This is a genomic window from Pseudomonas taeanensis MS-3, assembly GCF_000498575.2.
Taxonomy (GTDB): Bacteria; Pseudomonadota; Gammaproteobacteria; order Pseudomonadales; family Pseudomonadaceae; genus Aquipseudomonas; species Aquipseudomonas taeanensis.
Genome location: NZ_AWSQ01000001.1, coordinates 1,123,648 through 1,140,433, shown reverse-complemented (window position 1 = coordinate 1,140,433; position 16,786 = coordinate 1,123,648). Strand labels below are relative to the sequence as shown.

At 61.7% G+C, this 16,786-nt stretch carries 17 protein-coding genes; 6 read left to right on the top strand and 11 right to left on the bottom strand.

The window, feature by feature from the left end:
• Positions 1 to 29: 29 nt before the first annotated feature.
• Positions 30 to 284 carry a glutaredoxin 3 gene (grxC, locus tag TMS3_RS04915; protein ID WP_025164138.1) on the bottom strand — a complete coding sequence of 85 codons (255 nt, stop codon included), beginning with the start codon at positions 282 to 284 and terminating at the stop codon, positions 30 to 32.
• Between the two features lies 1 nt (position 285).
• Positions 286 to 699 carry a rhodanese-like domain-containing protein gene (locus tag TMS3_RS04910; protein ID WP_025164137.1) on the bottom strand — a complete coding sequence of 138 codons (414 nt, stop codon included), beginning with the start codon at positions 697 to 699 and terminating at the stop codon, positions 286 to 288.
• 142 nt (positions 700 to 841) lie between these two features.
• On the opposite strand from TMS3_RS04910, the gene gpmI reads away from it, so the two are divergent.
• The 3 genes from gpmI to TMS3_RS04895 all read left to right on the top strand — a co-directional run bounded on the left by gpmI (position 842) and on the right by TMS3_RS04895 (position 5,076).
• Positions 842 to 2,377: a 2,3-bisphosphoglycerate-independent phosphoglycerate mutase gene (gene gpmI, locus TMS3_RS04905; protein WP_025164136.1), complete on the top strand. Its 1,536-nt coding sequence runs from the start codon at positions 842 to 844 to the stop codon at positions 2,375 to 2,377.
• Between the two features lie 106 nt (positions 2,378 to 2,483).
• A complete protein-coding gene (locus TMS3_RS04900; protein ID WP_025164135.1) occupies positions 2,484 to 3,731 on the top strand; it encodes a murein hydrolase activator EnvC family protein in 1,248 nt (415 codons plus the stop codon).
• A 34-nt stretch (positions 3,732 to 3,765) separates the two neighbouring features.
• Positions 3,766 to 5,076, top strand: coding sequence for a S41 family peptidase (locus TMS3_RS04895; RefSeq protein WP_025164134.1), 1,311 nt, complete (start codon positions 3,766 to 3,768; stop codon positions 5,074 to 5,076).
• A gap of 54 nt (positions 5,077 to 5,130) precedes the next feature.
• Here TMS3_RS04895 and TMS3_RS04890 read toward each other — a convergent pair whose 3' ends face one another.
• From TMS3_RS04890 to TMS3_RS04850, 9 genes are all read right to left on the bottom strand, one after another.
• Positions 5,131 to 5,886 carry a substrate-binding periplasmic protein gene (locus tag TMS3_RS04890; RefSeq protein WP_025164133.1) on the bottom strand — a complete coding sequence of 252 codons (756 nt, stop codon included), beginning with the start codon at positions 5,884 to 5,886 and terminating at the stop codon, positions 5,131 to 5,133.
• Between the two features lie 137 nt (positions 5,887 to 6,023).
• On the bottom strand, positions 6,024 to 6,779 hold the full coding sequence (locus TMS3_RS04885; protein WP_025164132.1) for a substrate-binding periplasmic protein: 756 nt from the start codon (positions 6,777 to 6,779) through the stop codon (positions 6,024 to 6,026).
• Positions 6,780 to 6,887: 108 nt separating this feature from the next.
• Complete coding sequence (locus TMS3_RS04880; RefSeq protein ID WP_025164131.1) at positions 6,888 to 7,622, bottom strand: substrate-binding periplasmic protein; 735 nt, start codon at positions 7,620 to 7,622, stop codon at positions 6,888 to 6,890.
• Positions 7,623 to 7,787: 165 nt separating this feature from the next.
• A complete protein-coding gene (hisF, locus tag TMS3_RS04875) occupies positions 7,788 to 8,558 on the bottom strand; it encodes an imidazole glycerol phosphate synthase subunit HisF (RefSeq protein ID WP_025164130.1) in 771 nt (256 codons plus the stop codon).
• Positions 8,559 to 8,673: 115 nt separating this feature from the next.
• Positions 8,674 to 9,411 (bottom strand): 1-(5-phosphoribosyl)-5-[(5-phosphoribosylamino)methylideneamino]imidazole-4-carboxamide isomerase, encoded by a 738-nt coding sequence (hisA, locus tag TMS3_RS04870; protein WP_025164129.1) that lies wholly within the window; start codon positions 9,409 to 9,411, stop codon positions 8,674 to 8,676.
• Positions 9,412 to 9,462: 51 nt separating this feature from the next.
• Entirely contained in the window at positions 9,463 to 9,723 is a 261-nt protein-coding gene (locus TMS3_RS04865; protein WP_025164128.1) for a DUF2164 domain-containing protein, read from the bottom strand.
• Complete coding sequence (gene hisH / locus TMS3_RS04860) at positions 9,724 to 10,362, bottom strand: imidazole glycerol phosphate synthase subunit HisH (RefSeq protein ID WP_025164127.1); 639 nt, start codon at positions 10,360 to 10,362, stop codon at positions 9,724 to 9,726.
• Positions 10,363 to 10,956: an imidazoleglycerol-phosphate dehydratase HisB gene (gene hisB, locus TMS3_RS04855; protein ID WP_025164126.1), complete on the bottom strand. Its 594-nt coding sequence runs from the start codon at positions 10,954 to 10,956 to the stop codon at positions 10,363 to 10,365. It lies immediately after the preceding gene.
• Between the two features lie 446 nt (positions 10,957 to 11,402).
• Positions 11,403 to 12,620 (bottom strand): sterol desaturase family protein, encoded by a 1,218-nt coding sequence (locus TMS3_RS04850; RefSeq protein ID WP_025164125.1) that lies wholly within the window; start codon positions 12,618 to 12,620, stop codon positions 11,403 to 11,405.
• 416 nt (positions 12,621 to 13,036) lie between these two features.
• Between TMS3_RS04850 and TMS3_RS04845 the strand changes: the two genes are divergently transcribed.
• The 3 genes from TMS3_RS04845 to TMS3_RS04835 are packed head-to-tail and all read left to right on the top strand — an operon-like array spanning position 13,037 to position 16,604.
• Positions 13,037 to 15,259, top strand: a complete 2,223-nt coding sequence (locus TMS3_RS04845; protein WP_025164124.1) for an AsmA family protein — start codon at positions 13,037 to 13,039, stop codon at positions 15,257 to 15,259.
• Positions 15,256 to 16,335, top strand: a complete 1,080-nt coding sequence (gene mutY, locus TMS3_RS04840) for an A/G-specific adenine glycosylase (RefSeq protein ID WP_025164123.1) — start codon at positions 15,256 to 15,258, stop codon at positions 16,333 to 16,335. The genes TMS3_RS04845 and mutY overlap by 4 nt, the downstream gene beginning before the upstream one ends.
• Positions 16,332 to 16,604 (top strand): oxidative damage protection protein, encoded by a 273-nt coding sequence (locus TMS3_RS04835; RefSeq protein ID WP_025164122.1) that lies wholly within the window; start codon positions 16,332 to 16,334, stop codon positions 16,602 to 16,604. Before mutY ends, TMS3_RS04835 begins: the two co-directional genes overlap by 4 nt.
• The last annotated feature ends 182 nt before the right edge of the window (positions 16,605 to 16,786 follow it).

Below are 16,786 nucleotides of genomic sequence, written 5' to 3'. Positions count from 1 at the left end.
TTGACTAATTGGACCAGCCACACAGGCCACTAAGCCTTGAGCAGCGCATCGAGCTTGCCGGCGCGCTCCAAGGCATACAGTTCGTCGCAACCGCCGACATGGGTGTCGCCGATCCAGATTTGCGGCACCGAGGTCTGCCGCGCCTTGCGAGTCATCTCGGCACGCACATCGGGCTGACCATCGACCCTGATTTCATCGAAGGTCACCCCTTTCTTGCCAAGCAACTGCTTGGCCCGGATGCAGTAGGGGCACCAATCGCTGGAATAAATCACGACTGCCGGCATATCACTTCACCACCGGCAGATTATCGCCACGCCAGCTGGCGATGCCACCAGACAGCTTGGCCGCGTTATAGCCGGCTTTCTTCAACTCACGACTGGCAGCACCGGCCTGCTGGCCCATGGCATCGACCACGATCAGGGTCTTGGCCTTGTGCTTTTCCAGCTCGGCAACACGGCTCGCCAGCTTGTCATAGGGCATATGCAGGGCACCGGCGATATGCCCGGCGGAGAAATCCTTTTGCGCCCGCACATCCACCACTACGCCCTGCTCACTGTTGATCAGCGCGGTCAGTTCGCGACTGCTCAGGCTCTTCCCACCCTTGCTCAGCTCGGAGAAGATCAGCAGCGCCAGGACGACGACGAACACGCCGCTCAGCGCATAGTGGTTGGTGGCAAATTCAATCAAGTTGGCAAGCATTGCACGATTCCGGGACGGTAAAATGTCGCTCAGTATACACAGCCCCACAGGTCGACCAAACCCCGCCGGGCGGTGACGTATCCGCCACCAGGCCGTAAAATGCCAGGTCTTTTTTGTCCCTCACGCAGAGCGAGCCAGCTTTATGAGCGCCACGCCAAAACCGTTGGTACTGATCATTCTCGATGGCTTCGGTCACAGTGACAACCCTGAGCACAATGCCATTCATGCCGCCAACACCCCGGTCTATGACCGACTGCGCGCCAGCCAACCGCATGGCCTGATCTCCGGCAGCGGCATGGACGTCGGCCTGCCTGACGGACAGATGGGCAACTCCGAAGTCGGCCACATGAACCTCGGTGCCGGCCGGGTGGTGTACCAGGACTTCACCCGGGTGACCAAGGCGATTCGCGACGGCGAGTTCTTCGACAACCCCACCATCACCGGCGCGGTTGACCAGGCGGTGCAGGCCGGCAAGGCCGTGCATATCCTCGGCCTGCTCTCCGACGGCGGCGTGCACAGCCACCAGGAGCACATCGCGGCCATGGCCGAGCTCGCGGCCCAGCGTGGTGCCGAGAAGATCTACCTGCACGCCTTCCTCGACGGCCGCGACACTCCACCGAAGAGCGCGCAAAGCTCCATCGAGTTGCTCGACGCAACCTTCGCCAAACTCGGTAAGGGCCGTATCGCCAGCCTCATCGGCCGCTACTTCGCCATGGACCGCGATAACCGCTGGGACCGCGTCGAGCAAGCCTACAAGCTGATCGTCGACGGCCAGGGCCAATACACCGCCAGCAATGCTGTTGCCGGCCTGCAGGCCGCATATGAGCGCGGCGAAAGCGACGAGTTCGTCAAAGCCACCAGCCTCGGCGAGCCGGTCAAGGTGGAAAATGGCGATGCCGTTGTATTCATGAACTTCCGCGCCGACCGCGCCCGCGAACTGACCCGCGCGTTCGTCGAAGCCGACTTCACGGAATTCGCCCGCCCCCGCGTGCCGCAGCTGGCCGGCTTCGTCATGCTCACCCAGTACGCCGCGAGCATTCCGGCGCCCAGCGCCTTCCAACCGGCGGCACTGACCAACGTGCTCGGCGAATACCTGGCGAAGAACGGCAAGACCCAATTGCGCATCGCCGAAACCGAGAAGTACGCCCACGTCACCTTCTTCTTCTCCGGCGGTCGCGAGGAGCCGTTTGACGGCGAGGAACGCATCCTCATTCCTTCGCCGAACGTTGCCACCTATGACCTGCAGCCGGAAATGAGCGCACCGCAAGTCACCGACAAGATTGTCGACGCCATCGAGAATCAGCGTTTCGATGTGATAGTGGTCAACTACGCCAACGGCGACATGGTCGGTCATACCGGCGTGTTCGATGCCGCGGTAAAAGCCGTGGAGTGCCTGGACAGCTGCGTCGGGCGCATCGTCGAGGCACTCGACAAGGTCGGCGGCGAAGCCCTGATCACCGCCGACCACGGCAATGTCGAGCAGATGGAAGACCAATCCACGGGTCAGGCGCATACCGCCCATACCTGCGAACCGGTGCCTTTCATCTATGTCGGCAAGCGCAACGTCAGCCTGCGCACCGACGGCGTATTGGCCGATGTCGCGCCAACCCTGCTGACCCTGATGGGGCTGGCCAAACCGGCAGAAATGACCGGCAGCAGCATCATCAACCTTAACTAACAGACGAAAGCCACGAAATGCCCCATTCCTCGCGGACTGGGGCGTTTTTTTTGCCGATCACCACGGGCATACTAGGAGCGTCCCAGCCCCAGGTGTCGCCAGCCCCATGTTTCGCGCCCTCACCCTGATTTTTCTGACCTGCCTGCTCAGCCCGGCTTTTGCCGACGAGAAAGCCGATGCCCAGAAACAGCTGGAAGCCGCCCGCGCCGACGTGGCCGAGCTGAAAAAGCTGCTGAATAAATTGCAGCAGGAGAAATCCGGGGTACAGCAATCGCTGCAAAAGACCGAAACCGACATGGGCCAGCTGGAAAAGCAGATCAAGGGCCTGCAGAACGAACTGCAACAAAGCCAAGAAGAGATTCAACAGCTCGATCAGGAGAAAAAAAAACTCCAGAGCTCGCGCCTTGAGCAACAACGACTGATCGGCATCCAGGCCCGCGCCGCTTACCAGAGCGGCCGCCAGGAATATGTGAAACTGCTGCTCAACCAGCAGCAACCGGAAAAATTCTCGCGCACCCTGACCTATTACGATTACCTCAGCGAAGCGCGTATGCAGCAACTGGCCACGTTCAACGAGACCCTGCGCCAACTGGCCAACGTCGAACAGGACATCGCCAACCAGCAAACCCAGCTACTGGAACAGAAAAACGCCCTGGACAGCCGCCGCGACCAGCTCGCCGAAGCGCGCAAGGAGCGCCAGCTGGTGCTGGCCACGCTGAGCAAGGAATTTTCCGACCGCGACCAGAAACTCAAAGCACGTCAGCGTGACCAGGCGCAGCTGACCAACGTACTGAAAACCATCGAAGCCACCCTTGCGCGCCAGGCGCGCGAAGCCGAACAAGCGCGCCAACGTGCCCTCGCCGAGGCGCGCGAACAACAACAGCGCAGCAATGCTCCCACCCCCGCCAGCAGCGGCCCGCGGGTCAGTTCCGGGGCCAGTTACGGCGGGCCGTTCGATAAGGCTCGCGGCAACTTGCCCTGGCCCGTCGATGGCCGTTTAGTCGCGCGTTACGGAACCCCGCGCGGCGGTGACGCTCGGACTAAATGGGACGGCGTATTGATCGGCGCCGCAGCCGGCAGCCAGGTGCACGCCGTACACGGCGGCCGCGTGGTGTTCGCCGACTGGTTGCGTGGCGCTGGGCTTCTGGTCATTCTCGACCATGGCAACGGTTACCTGAGCCTCTATGGTCATAATCAAAGCCTGCTGAAAGACGCCGGTGATGTAGTCAAGGCCGGCGAGCCGATCGCCACCGTCGGCACCAGCGGCGGACAAGATACGCCCGCTCTGTATTTCGCGATTCGCCAGCAGGGTCGTCCCAGTGACCCGGCCCAATGGTGCCGCGCGCAAGGATAAGCGCTGCGCTCACCTTCTTAGGAGTTAGTTCGCTATGCCGAATTTGTCTCGCCTCACCTCGCTGGCACTGGCTATCGCCTTGCTCGGCAGCGCCTCTGTGTTGCAAGCCGCCGAAGCGCCGGCTGCGGCGGCGGCTGCCACTAGCGACAAGGCACCGCTACCCCTGGAGGATCTGCGCACTTTCGCCGAGGTACTGGATCGCATCAAAGCCGCCTATGTCGAGCCGGTCAGCGACAAGACCCTGCTGGAAAATGCGATCAAGGGCATGCTCAGCAACCTCGATCCGCATTCCGCCTACCTCGACCCACAAGCCTTTCGCGAACTGCAGGAGAGCACCAGCGGCGAATTCGGCGGCCTGGGCATCGAAGTCGGCACCGAGGATGGCTTCGTCAAAGTAGTAACTCCCATCGACGACACACCCGCAGCGCGAGCCGACATTCAGCCAGGCGACCTGATCGTCAAGATCGATGGACAGCCGACCAAAGGCCTGTCGCTGATGGAGGCCGTGGACAAGATGCGCGGCAAGGCCGGCAGCAAGATCCTCCTGACCCTGGTGCGCGATAGCGGCAAACCCTTCGATGTGGAACTGACCCGTGCGGTGATCAAGGTCCGCAGCGTGAAGAGCCAGCTGCTCGAGGACGGCTACGGTTACCTGCGTATCACCCAATTCCAGGTCAATAGCGGCGAAGAAGTCGGCAAGGCGCTGGCCAAGCTGCGCAAGGACAACGGCAAGAAGCTCCGCGGGTTGGTGCTGGATCTGCGCAACAACCCAGGCGGTGTGCTGCAAGCGGCGGTCGAGGTGTCCGATCACTTCCTCAAGAAAGGCCTGATCGTCTACACCGAAGGACGGATTGCCAACTCCGAGCTGCGTTTCTCCGCCGACCCATTGGATGCCAGCGAAGGTGTACCGCTGGTAGTACTGATCAACGGCGGCAGTGCCTCCGCATCGGAAATCGTCGCTGGCGCCTTGCAGGATCACAAACGTGGCGTGCTGATGGGCACCGACAGCTTCGGCAAAGGCTCGGTGCAAACCGTGCTCCCTCTGAACAATGACCGCGCCCTGAAACTCACCACCGCGCTGTACTACACCCCGAACGGCCGCTCGATCCAAGCCCAGGGTATCGCCCCGGACATCGAAGTCGCGCGTGCCAAGCTGACCCAGGAGCCGGGTGAGCAGAACATCAAGGAAGCCGACCTGCAGGGCCACCTGGGGAACGGCAACGGTGGTGCGGACAAGCCGAGCAAGAACAAAGCTAACAAGCCGGCTCGCCCGCAGGATGACGACTACCAGCTGAGCCAGGCCCTGACCCTGCTCAAGGGCTTGAACATTACTCGCGGTAAATAGCCCGCGCAGAAAAAAGCCCGGTCTCAGTGCCGGGCTTTTTTCTGCCTGCTCAGACTACAGGTAGCTGTTGGTCATCTCGTCGACGAAACCCTCGGCGCGCAGTTCATCCAGCGCTTTCTGCAGACGCTGCACCACCTCGTCGGGAGTGTCCTTGTTCAGCGCCAGGTACAGTTCGGCGTCCTTGAAGCGCAACACGGTGGTCAGACCACTGACGCCCGTTTGCTTGGCCAGGTAGCGGCCAACCGGGTCGGTGGTAGCCCACAGGTCGATTTTGCCATCAATCAGCTTCTTGACGTTCTGCTGGTCACGCAAGGCGTTGATCGGCTGCATGCCCTGGCCCTCCAGGTGCTGGCTGACCGAGTCGTTCTTGTAGGCACCTATGCGGTACTGACCCGCCTCCTTCAAACTGCCCACACTGATGTTATTGCCCGGTGCCGCGAGCAGTACCCAGCCGGTCTTGGCAAGCGGCCCGACCCACTTGAACAGCGGCTGACGCTCAGGCGTGAAGGTGGTGGAAAACAGGCCATAGTTGGGCTTGTCGAGGGTCAAGCGGTACAGACGATCCCAGGGAAAGCGCAAGGTCAGGGTGTACTTGATACCGGCCCGCTTGAACATCTCCCGCACGATTTCGGCGTTGATGCCATCGATGCCATCGTCCCGCGCGAAGTTCTTGTCGTCGACCGCCATGTTGAACGGCGGGAAGTTCTCGGTCAGCAAAACAATTTTGTAGTCCATCGGCAACTCGGCGCGTGCCGCACAGGCGCCCAGAATCAGCCCGAACATCAGGCCGTTTTTCAGAAGCTTCAGCATAAGTCTCCCCGCTTGCATGATTTGTGATTATGGCTAGCGACATCGCTGTCGGGGTGTCTACCCGGCGATGCTTAGTGTCTGACTTCAGCCTTCCATGGCAACGAGACGGCATGGGTTAATCGTCGGCTCGAAAAGCCTTACAGGTAGCTGTTGAGGATATCGTCGACGAACCCTTCGGCGCGCATCTTGTCCAGCTCATCTTGCAGTTTACGTACCACCTCATCGGGTGTTTCTTTGTTCAGCGCCAAGTACAGCTCAGCACTGTCGAAACGCAAGATGGTTTTCAGCCCGGAGATACCTTCCTGCTTGGCCAGGTAACGTCCCGCCGGATCGCCGGTGGCCCACAGGTCGATCTGTCCGGCCATCAATTTTTTGGCATTCAGCTGATCGCGCAGAGAGGTAACCGGCTCAAGACCGCGCTCGGCCAGGTGTTCGGCAATCGCATCGCCCTTGTAGGCGCCGACCTTGTATTGCTTGGCCTCCTCCAGACTCTTGAGGGTGATCGAGCTGTCGCCCTTGCCGAGCAGGACCCAGTCGTCCGGGCCGATCGGACCGACCCACTTGAACAGATCCTCGCGCTCCGGCAGACGCGCAGTCACGAACACCCCGTAACCGGGCTTTTCCAGCGCCAGCTTATAGATACGATCCCACGGGAAGCGCAGGGTCAGGTTGTAGTGGATGCCGGTGCGCTTGAACATTTCACGGACAATATCCACTGCGATGCCATCGATATTGTCTTCATGAGCGAAGTTCTTGCCATTGATCGCCATGTTGTAGGGCGGAAAGTTCTCCGTCAGCAACACCATACGATAACTGCTATCGATTTCCGCTCGAGCCGCGCTTGCCATCAGCAACAAGGCGCCGGCACAGGCCAGGCATAGACGTTTGAACATGGACAGCCCCATTGTTATAAGTGTGCAGGCGGCTCAGCATACCCAGCCCGGCTGCCGCCGCCCAGTCTTGACTGGAAAATCACGCAAAGGCCGCAACCGTCGCACTATTCAGTAGCGCTCGCTGATCCTGCGCAGCTGGCCTTCGGCACGCAGCGCCTCCAGCGCAGCCTGCAACTGCTGCACCAGTTCATCCGGGGTGTCCTTATTCAGCGCCAGATACAATTCTGCGGTGTTGAAACGTTGCACCACCTTCAGTTCGTCCAGGCCTTCCTGCCTGGCCAGATAGCGCCCACTCGGATCGGCGGTCACCCAGAGATCGATCTGCCCCTTGGCCAGTTTCTCCACGTTCTTGTTGTCGCGCAGAGCGGTTTGCACCGTCAGGCCTCGGTCGATCAGGTACTGGCTGATTGCATCGCCCTTATAGCCACCGATACGGTATTGCGCGGCGCCTTGCAGGCTGTCCAGCTGGATCGGGCTATCGGCCCGCGCCATCAGCACCCAGTCATTCGTGGCGATCGGCCCAACCCACTTGAAGAGCTTTTCTCGCGCAGGGGTCCGGGCCGTGGAAAACAGGCCGTAGCCGGGTTCCTTGAGTGCCTGCTGATACACCCGCTCCCAGGGGAAACGCAGAATCTGCTGGCACTCGACCCGAGCACGCTCGCACACCGCGCGCAGGGTGTCGGAGCTGATACCCGTAATGCCATCGTTCTTGGCGAAATTACGCCCGCTGATCGACTGATTGAACGGTGCCAGGTTTTCAGTAAGCAGCACCAGCGTTTGAGCGTGCGCAAAACTGGCCTCGCAAAGCAGCAGAAAAACAGCGAATAGCCGTACAGCAGGCATAGGGACTCCATGTCAGGATTAAGGATATGCAGGGGCGTATTAACTGAACGCGTCAGCGGGCCAGAACGGCCGATACGCGGGGATTGCTAGTTTAGTCGGGCGAACCGACAGGGTCTGTCGACTCGCCCGCAGTGCGACTGCTCAAGCATGAGCAGTCGCGGCAACTCAGCGCACTACTATGCCGCGGCTGGCCAGGTAGGCCTTGGCTTCGGGCACCGTGTATTCGCCGAAGTGGAAGATGCTCGCGGCCAACACCGCATCGGCCTTGCCTTCGATAATGCCAGCGGCCAGATGCTCGAGGTTGCCGACGCCGCCAGAAGCGATCACCGGAATGCCGACGGCCTCGCTGATGGCGCGGGTGACGCCGAGGTCGTAGCCGCTCTTGACGCCATCCTGATCCATGCTGGTCAGGAGGATCTCACCGGCGCCGAGCGCTTCCATCTTCTTCGCCCACAGCACCGCGTCCAGGCCGGTCGGCTTGCGCCCGCCGTGGGTGAAGATTTCCCAGCGCAGAGGCTCACCGGGCAACGACACCTGCTTGGCGTCGATGGCAACCACGATGCACTGCGAGCCGAAACGCTGCGCCGCCTCACCGACGAACTCCGGGTTGAACACAGCGGCGGTGTTGATCGACACCTTGTCTGCGCCGGCATTCAGCAGGTTGCGGATATCCTGCACCGCCCGCACGCCACCGCCCACAGTCAGCGGGATAAACACCTGACTGGCCATGCGCTCGACCGTGTGCAGGGTGGTATCACGACCGTCGACGCTGGCGGTGATGTCGAGGAAGGTAATCTCGTCAGCGCCCTGCTCGTCGTAGCGCCGAGCAATTTCCACCGGATCGCCGGCGTCGCGGATGTTCTCGAACTGGACGCCCTTGACCACGCGACCGTTGTCCACGTCGAGGCAGGGGATGATGCGTTTTGCCAGTGCCATATTGGTGCTCTCGTAGGGTGGGTTAGGCCGCAGGCCGTAACCCACCATCGCGGGTTTTAATTCAACGCCCATTGCTGGGTTACGCCGCCGCGCGGCTAACCCAGCCTACTTAAGGTTAACCCTTATAGCCGTCGCACAGCGCCTGGGCTTCGGCCACATCCAGAGTGCCTTCGTAGATCGCCCGGCCGGTGATTGCGCCGATAATGCCCGGCGCCCTGGCGTCCAGCAGGGTCTGGATATCGCCGAGGTTGTGAATGCCGCCGGAGGCGATCACCGGAATTTTCGTGGCGTTGGCCAGGGCTGCGGTGAAGGGCACGTTGCAGCCCTGCATCATGCCGTCTTTGGCGATGTCGGTGTAGACGATGGCGCTGACGCCGTCGGCCTCGAAGCGCTTGGCCAGGTCGATCACCTGCACCGTACTGATCTCGGCCCAGCCGTCGGTGGCGACGAAACCGTCCTTGGCATCGAGGCCGACGATCACCTTGCCCGGAAACGCCTTGCACGCCTCGGCGACGAACTCCGGCTGCTTGACCGCCTTGGTGCCGATGATCACGTAGCTGACCCCGGCCTTGACGTAGTGCTCGATGGTTTCCAGCGAGCGAATGCCGCCGCCGATCTGGATCGGCAGCCGCGGGTAGCGCTTGGCAATCGCGGTGACCACCTCACCGTTGACCGGCTGACCCTCGAAGGCGCCATTCAGGTCAACCAGGTGCAAACGGCGGCAACCGCCTTCCACCCATTTGGCGGCCATGCTCACCGGGTCATCGGAGAACACCGTGGAGTCGTCCATGCGGCCCTGGCGCAGACGCACACAGGCGCCGTCTTTGAGATCGATAGCGGGGATAATCAGCATCAGTCGAACCTGCTCAAGCTTGCAAATTAAAAAACGGGAATCGGTACAGGGTCAGCTCTTCTCGAGCGCCCACAAGTCGCTTTCGATGCTCAGAAACCTGTCGGCCAGGTGCGCCTGCACATCGGCAATCGCCTTGTTGTAGAAGTGTGGCGCCACTTCGCGGGTGAACAGATCGAGCACCTCCTGAGCCTCGAACGAGCCCAGTTCAAGTTCGAAGCGCTCCTCCAGAAACTGCTTGATGCTGGCCACCGCGGCTTGCTCCTGGGCGGCCTCCAGCCTCAGGATTGGCGGCTTGCTCTTGCTTCTGCTCATCTACCAGCGACCATCCCAGGCGACGAAGTTCTGCAACAACTGCAGACCATGGCTGTGGCTTTTTTCCGGATGGAACTGCACGGCGAAGCGCGAACCATCGGCCAGCGCCGCGGCGAAATCCTTGCCGTAGTGGCCGCGTCCCACCACCTGCTGCGGCTTGCCGGCCTCGACGTAGTAGCTGTGCACGAAGTAGAAACGCGCATGGTCGGGAATCTCATGCCACAGCGGATGTTTCACCGCCTGCGCCACCTCGTTCCAGCCCATGTGCGGCACTTTCAGCCGCTCACCGTCTTCCACCAGATCCTTGCCGAAGAAGCGCACCTGACCGGGGAACAGGCCGATGCAATCGACCCCGTCGTTCTCCTCGCTGCGCTCGAGCAGCGCCTGCATGCCCACGCAGATGCCGAGAAACGGCCGATCCTGGCTGACTTCGCGCACCAGCGCATCGAACTCCAGCCGGCGGATCTCGGCCATGCAATCACGGATCGCGCCAACCCCGGGGAACACCACGCGATCCGCCTCGCGAATCACCTGGGCATCGCTGGTCACCAGCACCTTGCCGGCACCGACGTGCTCCAGCGCCTTAGCCACCGAGTGCAGGTTGCCCATGCCGTAATCGATAACAGCGACCGTCTGCATTTAGAGTACGCCCTTGGTCGACGGCATCTGCCCGGCCATGCGCGGGTCCAGCTCGACGGCCATGCGCAATGCGCGGCCGAAGGCCTTGAATACGGTTTCGATCTGGTGGTGGGTGTTGGTGCCCCGCAGGTTGTCGATATGCAGGCTGACCAGGGCGTGGTTGACGAAGCCCTGGAAGAACTCCTGAAACAGGTCAACATCGAAGCCACCGACCACCGCGCGGGTGAAGGGCACGTGCATCTGCAGGCCGGGGCGACCGGAGAAATCGATCACCACCCGCGACAGCGCCTCGTCCAGCGGCACGTAGGAGTGGCCGTAGCGAGTCATACCCTTCTTGTCGCCAATGGCCTTGGTGAAGGCCTGGCCGAGGGTGATGCCGACGTCTTCGACGGTGTGGTGGTCGTCAATATGCAGATCGCCCTTGCACTCGATATCCAGGTCGATCAGGCCATGGCGGGCAATCTGGTCGAGCATATGTTCGAGAAAAGGCACGCCGATGTCGAAGCGCGCCTTGCCGCTGCCATCCAGGTTGATCGAGACCTTGATCTGGGTCTCCAGAGTATTGCGCTCGACCAATGCCGTACGTTCGGCCATCACCTGCTCCAGAAATTGCTCACGGAAAAAGGCCGACATTATAGGCGGCCCTGGCGCCGGGCGGCTACCGGCGCCAGCCGGATGGAAAATCTATCGACGCAATAAGCCAGAGCCTTGTACTGCGCCGGCGCTTGTCTTGAGGAGGAAGCAATGCCCGTCGTCGTCGAATCGATCAACCACCCGTCCGCCCAGGACGGCAGCGATTTGGCGAAGATTTACGCCGAACCTGGTCAGCCCCAAGGATCAGTTGGAACATTAGGCCCTGGCCGCGCGCTTGGGCCTCATGCTGGATAGCCTCAACTTGTAGCCCGGATGAAATCCGGGGAAATGCTGAGGCAGTCACCACTGCACCCCGGATTGCATCCGGGCTACGACTGGATAATGCCTGACACGTAGGAGTCAGCTTGCTGGCGAGTTTTCTTCTCGAATCGCCAGCAAGCTGGCTCCTACAACAACTGTCCCGACCGTGGCCACCAACCCAACCACACCAACCAGAGCAAACTGGCGACGCACAAGCATGCCAGCAGCACAGCGAGCAACCACTGCCCCGGCGCCAGCCACAGGCCCCAGCCCAGCGCCAACCCAGCCATTGTCAGCAGCCGCCAGCTCTCCCAGCGCCACAGTTGCCGCTTACCCTCGAACAACAGGCCCAGGCTGACGCAGCCACTCAGGATCACCAGCACCAGCAACCCCGCCTGCCACAGCGCCGCTTGCCGGACACTGGCGAGAAACAGCAGCGCCAGCGCATTGATCAGCACGAACTGAACAAACGCATAAGCCTTCAGTCCGGCCGGATACGCCCGCTCGAACTTCTCCGTACCCATCTGCGGCCACGGCGTACCGCGCACATCAGCCGGACGCCAGCCGGTGGGCATCCACCACAGGCGCAGCTTGTCCCACCAGGAGCGAGTGGCCAACGCATCGCACCACAACAGACGCCACCAACTGAACTGCAGGCGGATCGGGTCGAAGGTGCTGACCGGGGTCGTTACGCCGTAACGTACCGGCTCGCGCTCCTCGGCATGGGTGCCGAACAACCTGTCCCAGCAGCTGAACACCCCACCATGATTCTTGTCGATGTAGGCGTCGTTCTGCCCATGGTGTACGCGGTGCAGCGAGGGGGTGATCAGCAGGTATTCCAGCCAGCCGAGACGCCCGACATGCTGGGTATGAATCCAGAACTGATAGACCAACTGCACGCCGAGCAGCAGCAAAAACAGTGGCAACGGCAGCCCGAGCAAGGCCAACGGCAAATAGAACGGCCAGTCGAACGCGGCCTGCAAGGCACCCTTGCGCAGCGCGGTGGACAGGTTGAAATCCTCGCTGGAATGATGCGGCTGATGCGCGCCCCACAGCAGGTTGTAGCGGTGCAGGGTGCGGTGCGCCCAATAGAAGCAGAAGTCCACCGCGACAAATCCAAGCAGCCAGACCCAGGGCGAAGTGGCATCCCACTCGAACCAGCGCGCATGCTCGTACAGCCAGGCGTACGGCACAACCAGCAACAGGCGCAGCGGCCCCTCCAGCAAAACCCGCAGCACCGCTGTATTGATGCTGGTGCTGGCATCGGCCAGGCGATAGGTGTGCCTGCCGCTATACCGCTCGTAGGCCAGTTCCAGCAGCATCAAGAGGATGTACAGGGGGAACGCCATCACCGCGACATTCATGCTCAGCTCTCTGCTCTTATTGTGTTGGCCAGCCTCGGCTCGCCATATTCCGGTGCACACCGATCCTCCTGCAAAGCCTAACCCTGGCATCCTCAATGCGCGGCAGCCAAACCCGCCAAATTTGAGCACCGCCCACGCCATGCACAGTAGCGGCAGATCTGTTAGCGGAGCCTCCAGCCTCGACGCAGGCATACTGGCATTCGGCCAAAACGGACAGAGCCAAGGGAACCGCTCGGCGACGTTCCCATCCAACCAACTGCGCAGCAGCGTCTGCCGAACTTGCCCCGCTATCCGACCTCAAATCAGCAAGGCTGAACCCCTGCCTGGCGATTGCGCATGCAGGGCGCCCCTGATCAACACGCTCGGCGCTATACTTTGCCCCCTCTATTCAAGCCATTCACAACAAGGACGCGTCCATGAAAGCGCTCGGCAAAATCCTAGGTCTGTTTTTCCTCGGACTGCTGCTGATCATCGTGGCCCTGGGCTTCGCCCTGACCCACCTGTTCGACCCCAACGACTACAAGGACGAGATCCGCCAATTGGCCCGCGACAAGGCCAACCTGGAACTGACCCTGAATGGCGACATCGGCTGGAGCCTGTTCCCCTGGCTCGGCCTGGAGCTGACCGACGCCACCCTGGCCAGCGCCAGCACCCCCGACCAGCCCTTTGCCGACCTGCGCTTGCTCGGCCTCTCCGTGCGCGTACTGCCCTTGCTACGCAAGGAAGTGCAGATGAGCGACATCCGCATCGACGGGCTCAACCTGAATCTGCAGCGTGACGAGAAGGGTCATGGCAACTGGGAGGATGTCGGCCGTCCGGCGCCATCCGCCACGGCCTCGACCGAGACCAGCGGCAAGGCACCCGCCGATGGCGCCAGCACAACCGAGCCGAGCTCGACCAGCAGTGCTCAGCCGATCAAATTGGATATCGACAGCCTGATCGTCAACAGCGCGCGCATCGACTACCACGATGCACAAAAAGGTCAGCAGTTCAGCGCGGAAAGCATTCAGCTGACCACCGGCGCTATCCGCGAAGGCGCCAGCATTCCGCTGAAACTCAGCGCCTTCTTCGGCACCAACCAGCCGGTCATGCGCGCACGCAGCGAGCTGCAGGGCGAGTTGCGCTTCGACCGCGCACTCAAGCGCTATCAGCTGGAAGACGCCAAACTCAGCGGCGAAATCTCTGGCGAACCCTTCAACGGGCAAACCCTGAACTTCACCGTACAAGGCCAACTGCTGGTCGACCTGGCCGCCCAGATTGCCGAATGGAACAGCCTGAAACTGTCGGCCAATCAGCTGCGCGCGCTGGGTGAGTTGAAAGTGCGCGACCTGGACAAAACCGCGAAACTCGCCGGCGGCCTGTCCATCGCTCCGCTCAACCTGCGCCAGTTTCTCCAGGGCATCGGTCAGCAGTTGCCGCCCATGCGTGACGACAAGACCCTGAGCCAATTCGAGATGGTCACCCGCCTCAGCGGCAGCCCGACCAGCCTGACCCTGGAAGAACTGCAGCTGAAGCTCGACGACAGCAGCTTCACCGGCCAGATCGCCGTTAGCGACTTCGCCAAGCAAGCCCTGCGCGTGCAACTGCAGGGCGACAGCCTGGATCTCGATCGTTACCTGCCGGCTAAAACCGAAGAGGCCGAGACCGCACGCAAGGCCGAGGTCAAGGAGAGCGTCGCCGATGCTGGCGCCAATGGCAGCACCAAGCTACCCAAGGCGCCGACCCAGCAAGCCTGGAGCACCGCCGCGGTGCTGCCGATCGAGCAGCTGCGCACGCTCGATTTACAAGTGACCTTGAACCTCGACCAGCTCAGCGTAGAGCAGCAGGTCATCAGCAAATTCAAGCTCAAGGCCAAGAGCCGCAGCGGACTGCTGAGCCTGGAAGAAATGCGCGGCAATCTTGGCAAGGGTAACTTCGACGCCAAGGCGACGGTCGATGTACGCCCGGCCGTACCGCTGCTGAGCATAGAAAAAAACCTCAGCCGCATTCCGGTCGAGCCTTTCCTCAAGAGCGAACAACAGCCGTCGCCAGTCAAAGGCCTGCTGGACATGCAGGCCAACCTGACCACCAACGGCAACAGCCAGAAAGCCTGGATCGATGGCCTCAACGGCACCGCCAGCTTCGCCCTCAACGACGGCGTACTGGTCGACGCCAACCTGGAGCAGCAGCTGTGCCGTGGCATCGCCACGCTCAACCGCAAGGTGCTGACCAGCGAAGCGCGCGGCAAAGACACCCCCTTCGAAACCCTGCAGGGCAACCTGACCTTTCGCAACGGCGTCGCCAGCAACCCGGACCTGCAGGCACTCATCCCGGGGCTCAAGGTCAATGGTCAGGGTGACCTGGACCTGCGCGTGCTCGGCCTCGACTACCGCGTCGGCATCGTCATCCAAGGCGACCAACACCCGATGCCCGACCCGGCGTGCCAGGTCAATGAGCGCTACGTCGGCATCGAATGGCCCGTGCGCTGCCGTGGCCCGCTGGAGCTGGGCGCCAAGGCCTGCCGCCTGGACCAGGACGGCCTGGGCAAAATTGCCGCACGCCTGGCCGGTAGCAAGCTGACCGAGAAACTGGAAGAAAAACTCGGTGACAAGGTCAGCCCAGAACTCAAGGATGCGCTCAAGGGTTTGTTCAACCGATGAGTCCCGAGCAATTCTCCGCGGCGGTACTCGACTGGTATGACAGCCACGGACGCAAGGACCTGCCCTGGCAACAGGGCATCAACCCTTATCGGGTCTGGGTCTCGGAAATCATGCTGCAACAGACCCAGGTCAGCACCGTACTCGGCTACTTCGACCGCTTCATGGCCGCACTACCCACAGTGCAAGCCCTGGCCGAAGCACCGGAAGACGAAGTGCTGCACCTGTGGACCGGCCTGGGCTACTACACCCGCGCGCGAAACCTGCAAAAAACCGCGCAACTGATCATGGCCGAGCATGCCGGCGAGTTCCCCGCCGATGTCGAGGCGCTGACCGCCCTGCCCGGTATCGGCCGCTCCACTGCGGGCGCCATCGCCAGCCTGAGCATGGGCCTGCGCGCAGCCATCCTCGACGGCAACGTCAAACGGGTATTGGCCCGTTATGTGGCCCAGGAAGGCTATCCCGGCGAACCGAAAGTCGCCAAACAGCTATGGGACGTGGCCGAGCGCTTCACCCCTCAGCAACGGGTGAATCACTACACCCAGGCGATGATGGACCTCGGCGCCACGCTCTGTACCCGCAGCAAGCCGAGCTGCCTGCTATGCCCGCTGCGCAGTGGTTGCCAGGCCCACCTGCTGGGCTTGGAGATCCGCTATCCAATCCCCAAGCCGCGCAAGGCACTGCCACAGAAGCGCACCCTGATGCCCCTGCTGAGCAACAGCAGCGGCGAGGTTCTGCTCTATCGCCGACCGTCCAGCGGCCTGTGGGGCGGCCTGTGGAGCCTGCCAGAGCTGGACGACCTGCAGGCCTTGGAGACCCTGGCCAACCGCCACAGCCTGCAACTCGGTGAACGCCGCGAGCTGGCCGGGCTAACCCACACCTTCAGCCACTTCCAGCTGGCCATCGCACCCTGGCTGATCCGGGTCGAGAGCCAACCGGCCAGCGTGGCCGAGGCCGACTGGCTCTGGTATAACCTCGCCACCCCGCCGCGCCTGGGCCTTGCCGCCCCAGTGAAAAAGCTGCTGAAACGCGCGGCCGACGTATTGAATGCAGGACCGATTACTGGAGAACAACCATGACTCGCACCGTGATGTGCCGCAAACACAAGCAAGAATTGCCCGGCCTGGAGCGCCCGCCGTACCCGGGCGCCAAAGGCGAAGACATCTTCAACAACGTCTCCAAGCAAGCCTGGGACGAGTGGCAGAAGCACCAGACCCTGCTGATCAACGAGCGTCGGCTGAACATGATGAACGCAGAGGACCGCAAATTCCTTCAGGCCGAGATGGACAAGTTCCTCTCCGGCGAGGAATACGCCCAGGCCGACGGTTACGTGCCACCCAGCGAATAAATCAGAAAGCAGCCCGAATACAATCCTGGGGCCTGCGACGGCCCCGTAACTTCCCGGAATTGCATCCGGGCTAGCCGATTGCGTCGACCAGATTCTACTAGTTGCAGCTAAACACCCGTAATCGCTAAATATTTTCCAACTCGCGCTTGACAGGCATAAGCCAAATCCGTCTAATAGCGCCC

What these genes read in the sequence shown, in the direction of transcription:
- grxC (WP_025164138.1), bottom strand. Translation starts at nt 284, where the DNA reads ATGCCGGCAGTCGTGATTTATTCCAGCGATTGGTGCCCCTACTGCATC.
- TMS3_RS04910 (WP_025164137.1), bottom strand. Translation starts at nt 699, where the DNA reads ATGCTTGCCAACTTGATTGAATTTGCCACCAACCACTATGCGCTGAGC.
- gpmI (WP_025164136.1), top strand. Translation starts at nt 842, where the DNA reads ATGAGCGCCACGCCAAAACCGTTGGTACTGATCATTCTCGATGGCTTC.
- TMS3_RS04900 (WP_025164135.1), top strand. Translation starts at nt 2,484, where the DNA reads ATGTTTCGCGCCCTCACCCTGATTTTTCTGACCTGCCTGCTCAGCCCG.
- TMS3_RS04895 (WP_025164134.1), top strand. Translation starts at nt 3,766, where the DNA reads ATGCCGAATTTGTCTCGCCTCACCTCGCTGGCACTGGCTATCGCCTTG.
- TMS3_RS04890 (WP_025164133.1), bottom strand. Translation starts at nt 5,886, where the DNA reads ATGCTGAAGCTTCTGAAAAACGGCCTGATGTTCGGGCTGATTCTGGGC.
- TMS3_RS04885 (WP_025164132.1), bottom strand. Translation starts at nt 6,779, where the DNA reads ATGTTCAAACGTCTATGCCTGGCCTGTGCCGGCGCCTTGTTGCTGATG.
- TMS3_RS04880 (WP_025164131.1), bottom strand. Translation starts at nt 7,622, where the DNA reads ATGCCTGCTGTACGGCTATTCGCTGTTTTTCTGCTGCTTTGCGAGGCC.
- hisF (WP_025164130.1), bottom strand. Translation starts at nt 8,558, where the DNA reads ATGGCACTGGCAAAACGCATCATCCCCTGCCTCGACGTGGACAACGGT.
- hisA (WP_025164129.1), bottom strand. Translation starts at nt 9,411, where the DNA reads ATGCTGATTATCCCCGCTATCGATCTCAAAGACGGCGCCTGTGTGCGT.
- TMS3_RS04865 (WP_025164128.1), bottom strand. Translation starts at nt 9,723, where the DNA reads ATGAGCAGAAGCAAGAGCAAGCCGCCAATCCTGAGGCTGGAGGCCGCC.
- hisH (WP_025164127.1), bottom strand. Translation starts at nt 10,362, where the DNA reads ATGCAGACGGTCGCTGTTATCGATTACGGCATGGGCAACCTGCACTCG.
- hisB (WP_025164126.1), bottom strand. Translation starts at nt 10,956, where the DNA reads ATGGCCGAACGTACGGCATTGGTCGAGCGCAATACTCTGGAGACCCAG.
- TMS3_RS04850 (WP_025164125.1), bottom strand. Translation starts at nt 12,620, where the DNA reads ATGAATGTCGCGGTGATGGCGTTCCCCCTGTACATCCTCTTGATGCTG.
- TMS3_RS04845 (WP_025164124.1), top strand. Translation starts at nt 13,037, where the DNA reads ATGAAAGCGCTCGGCAAAATCCTAGGTCTGTTTTTCCTCGGACTGCTG.
- mutY (WP_025164123.1), top strand. Translation starts at nt 15,256, where the DNA reads ATGAGTCCCGAGCAATTCTCCGCGGCGGTACTCGACTGGTATGACAGC.
- TMS3_RS04835 (WP_025164122.1), top strand. Translation starts at nt 16,332, where the DNA reads ATGACTCGCACCGTGATGTGCCGCAAACACAAGCAAGAATTGCCCGGC.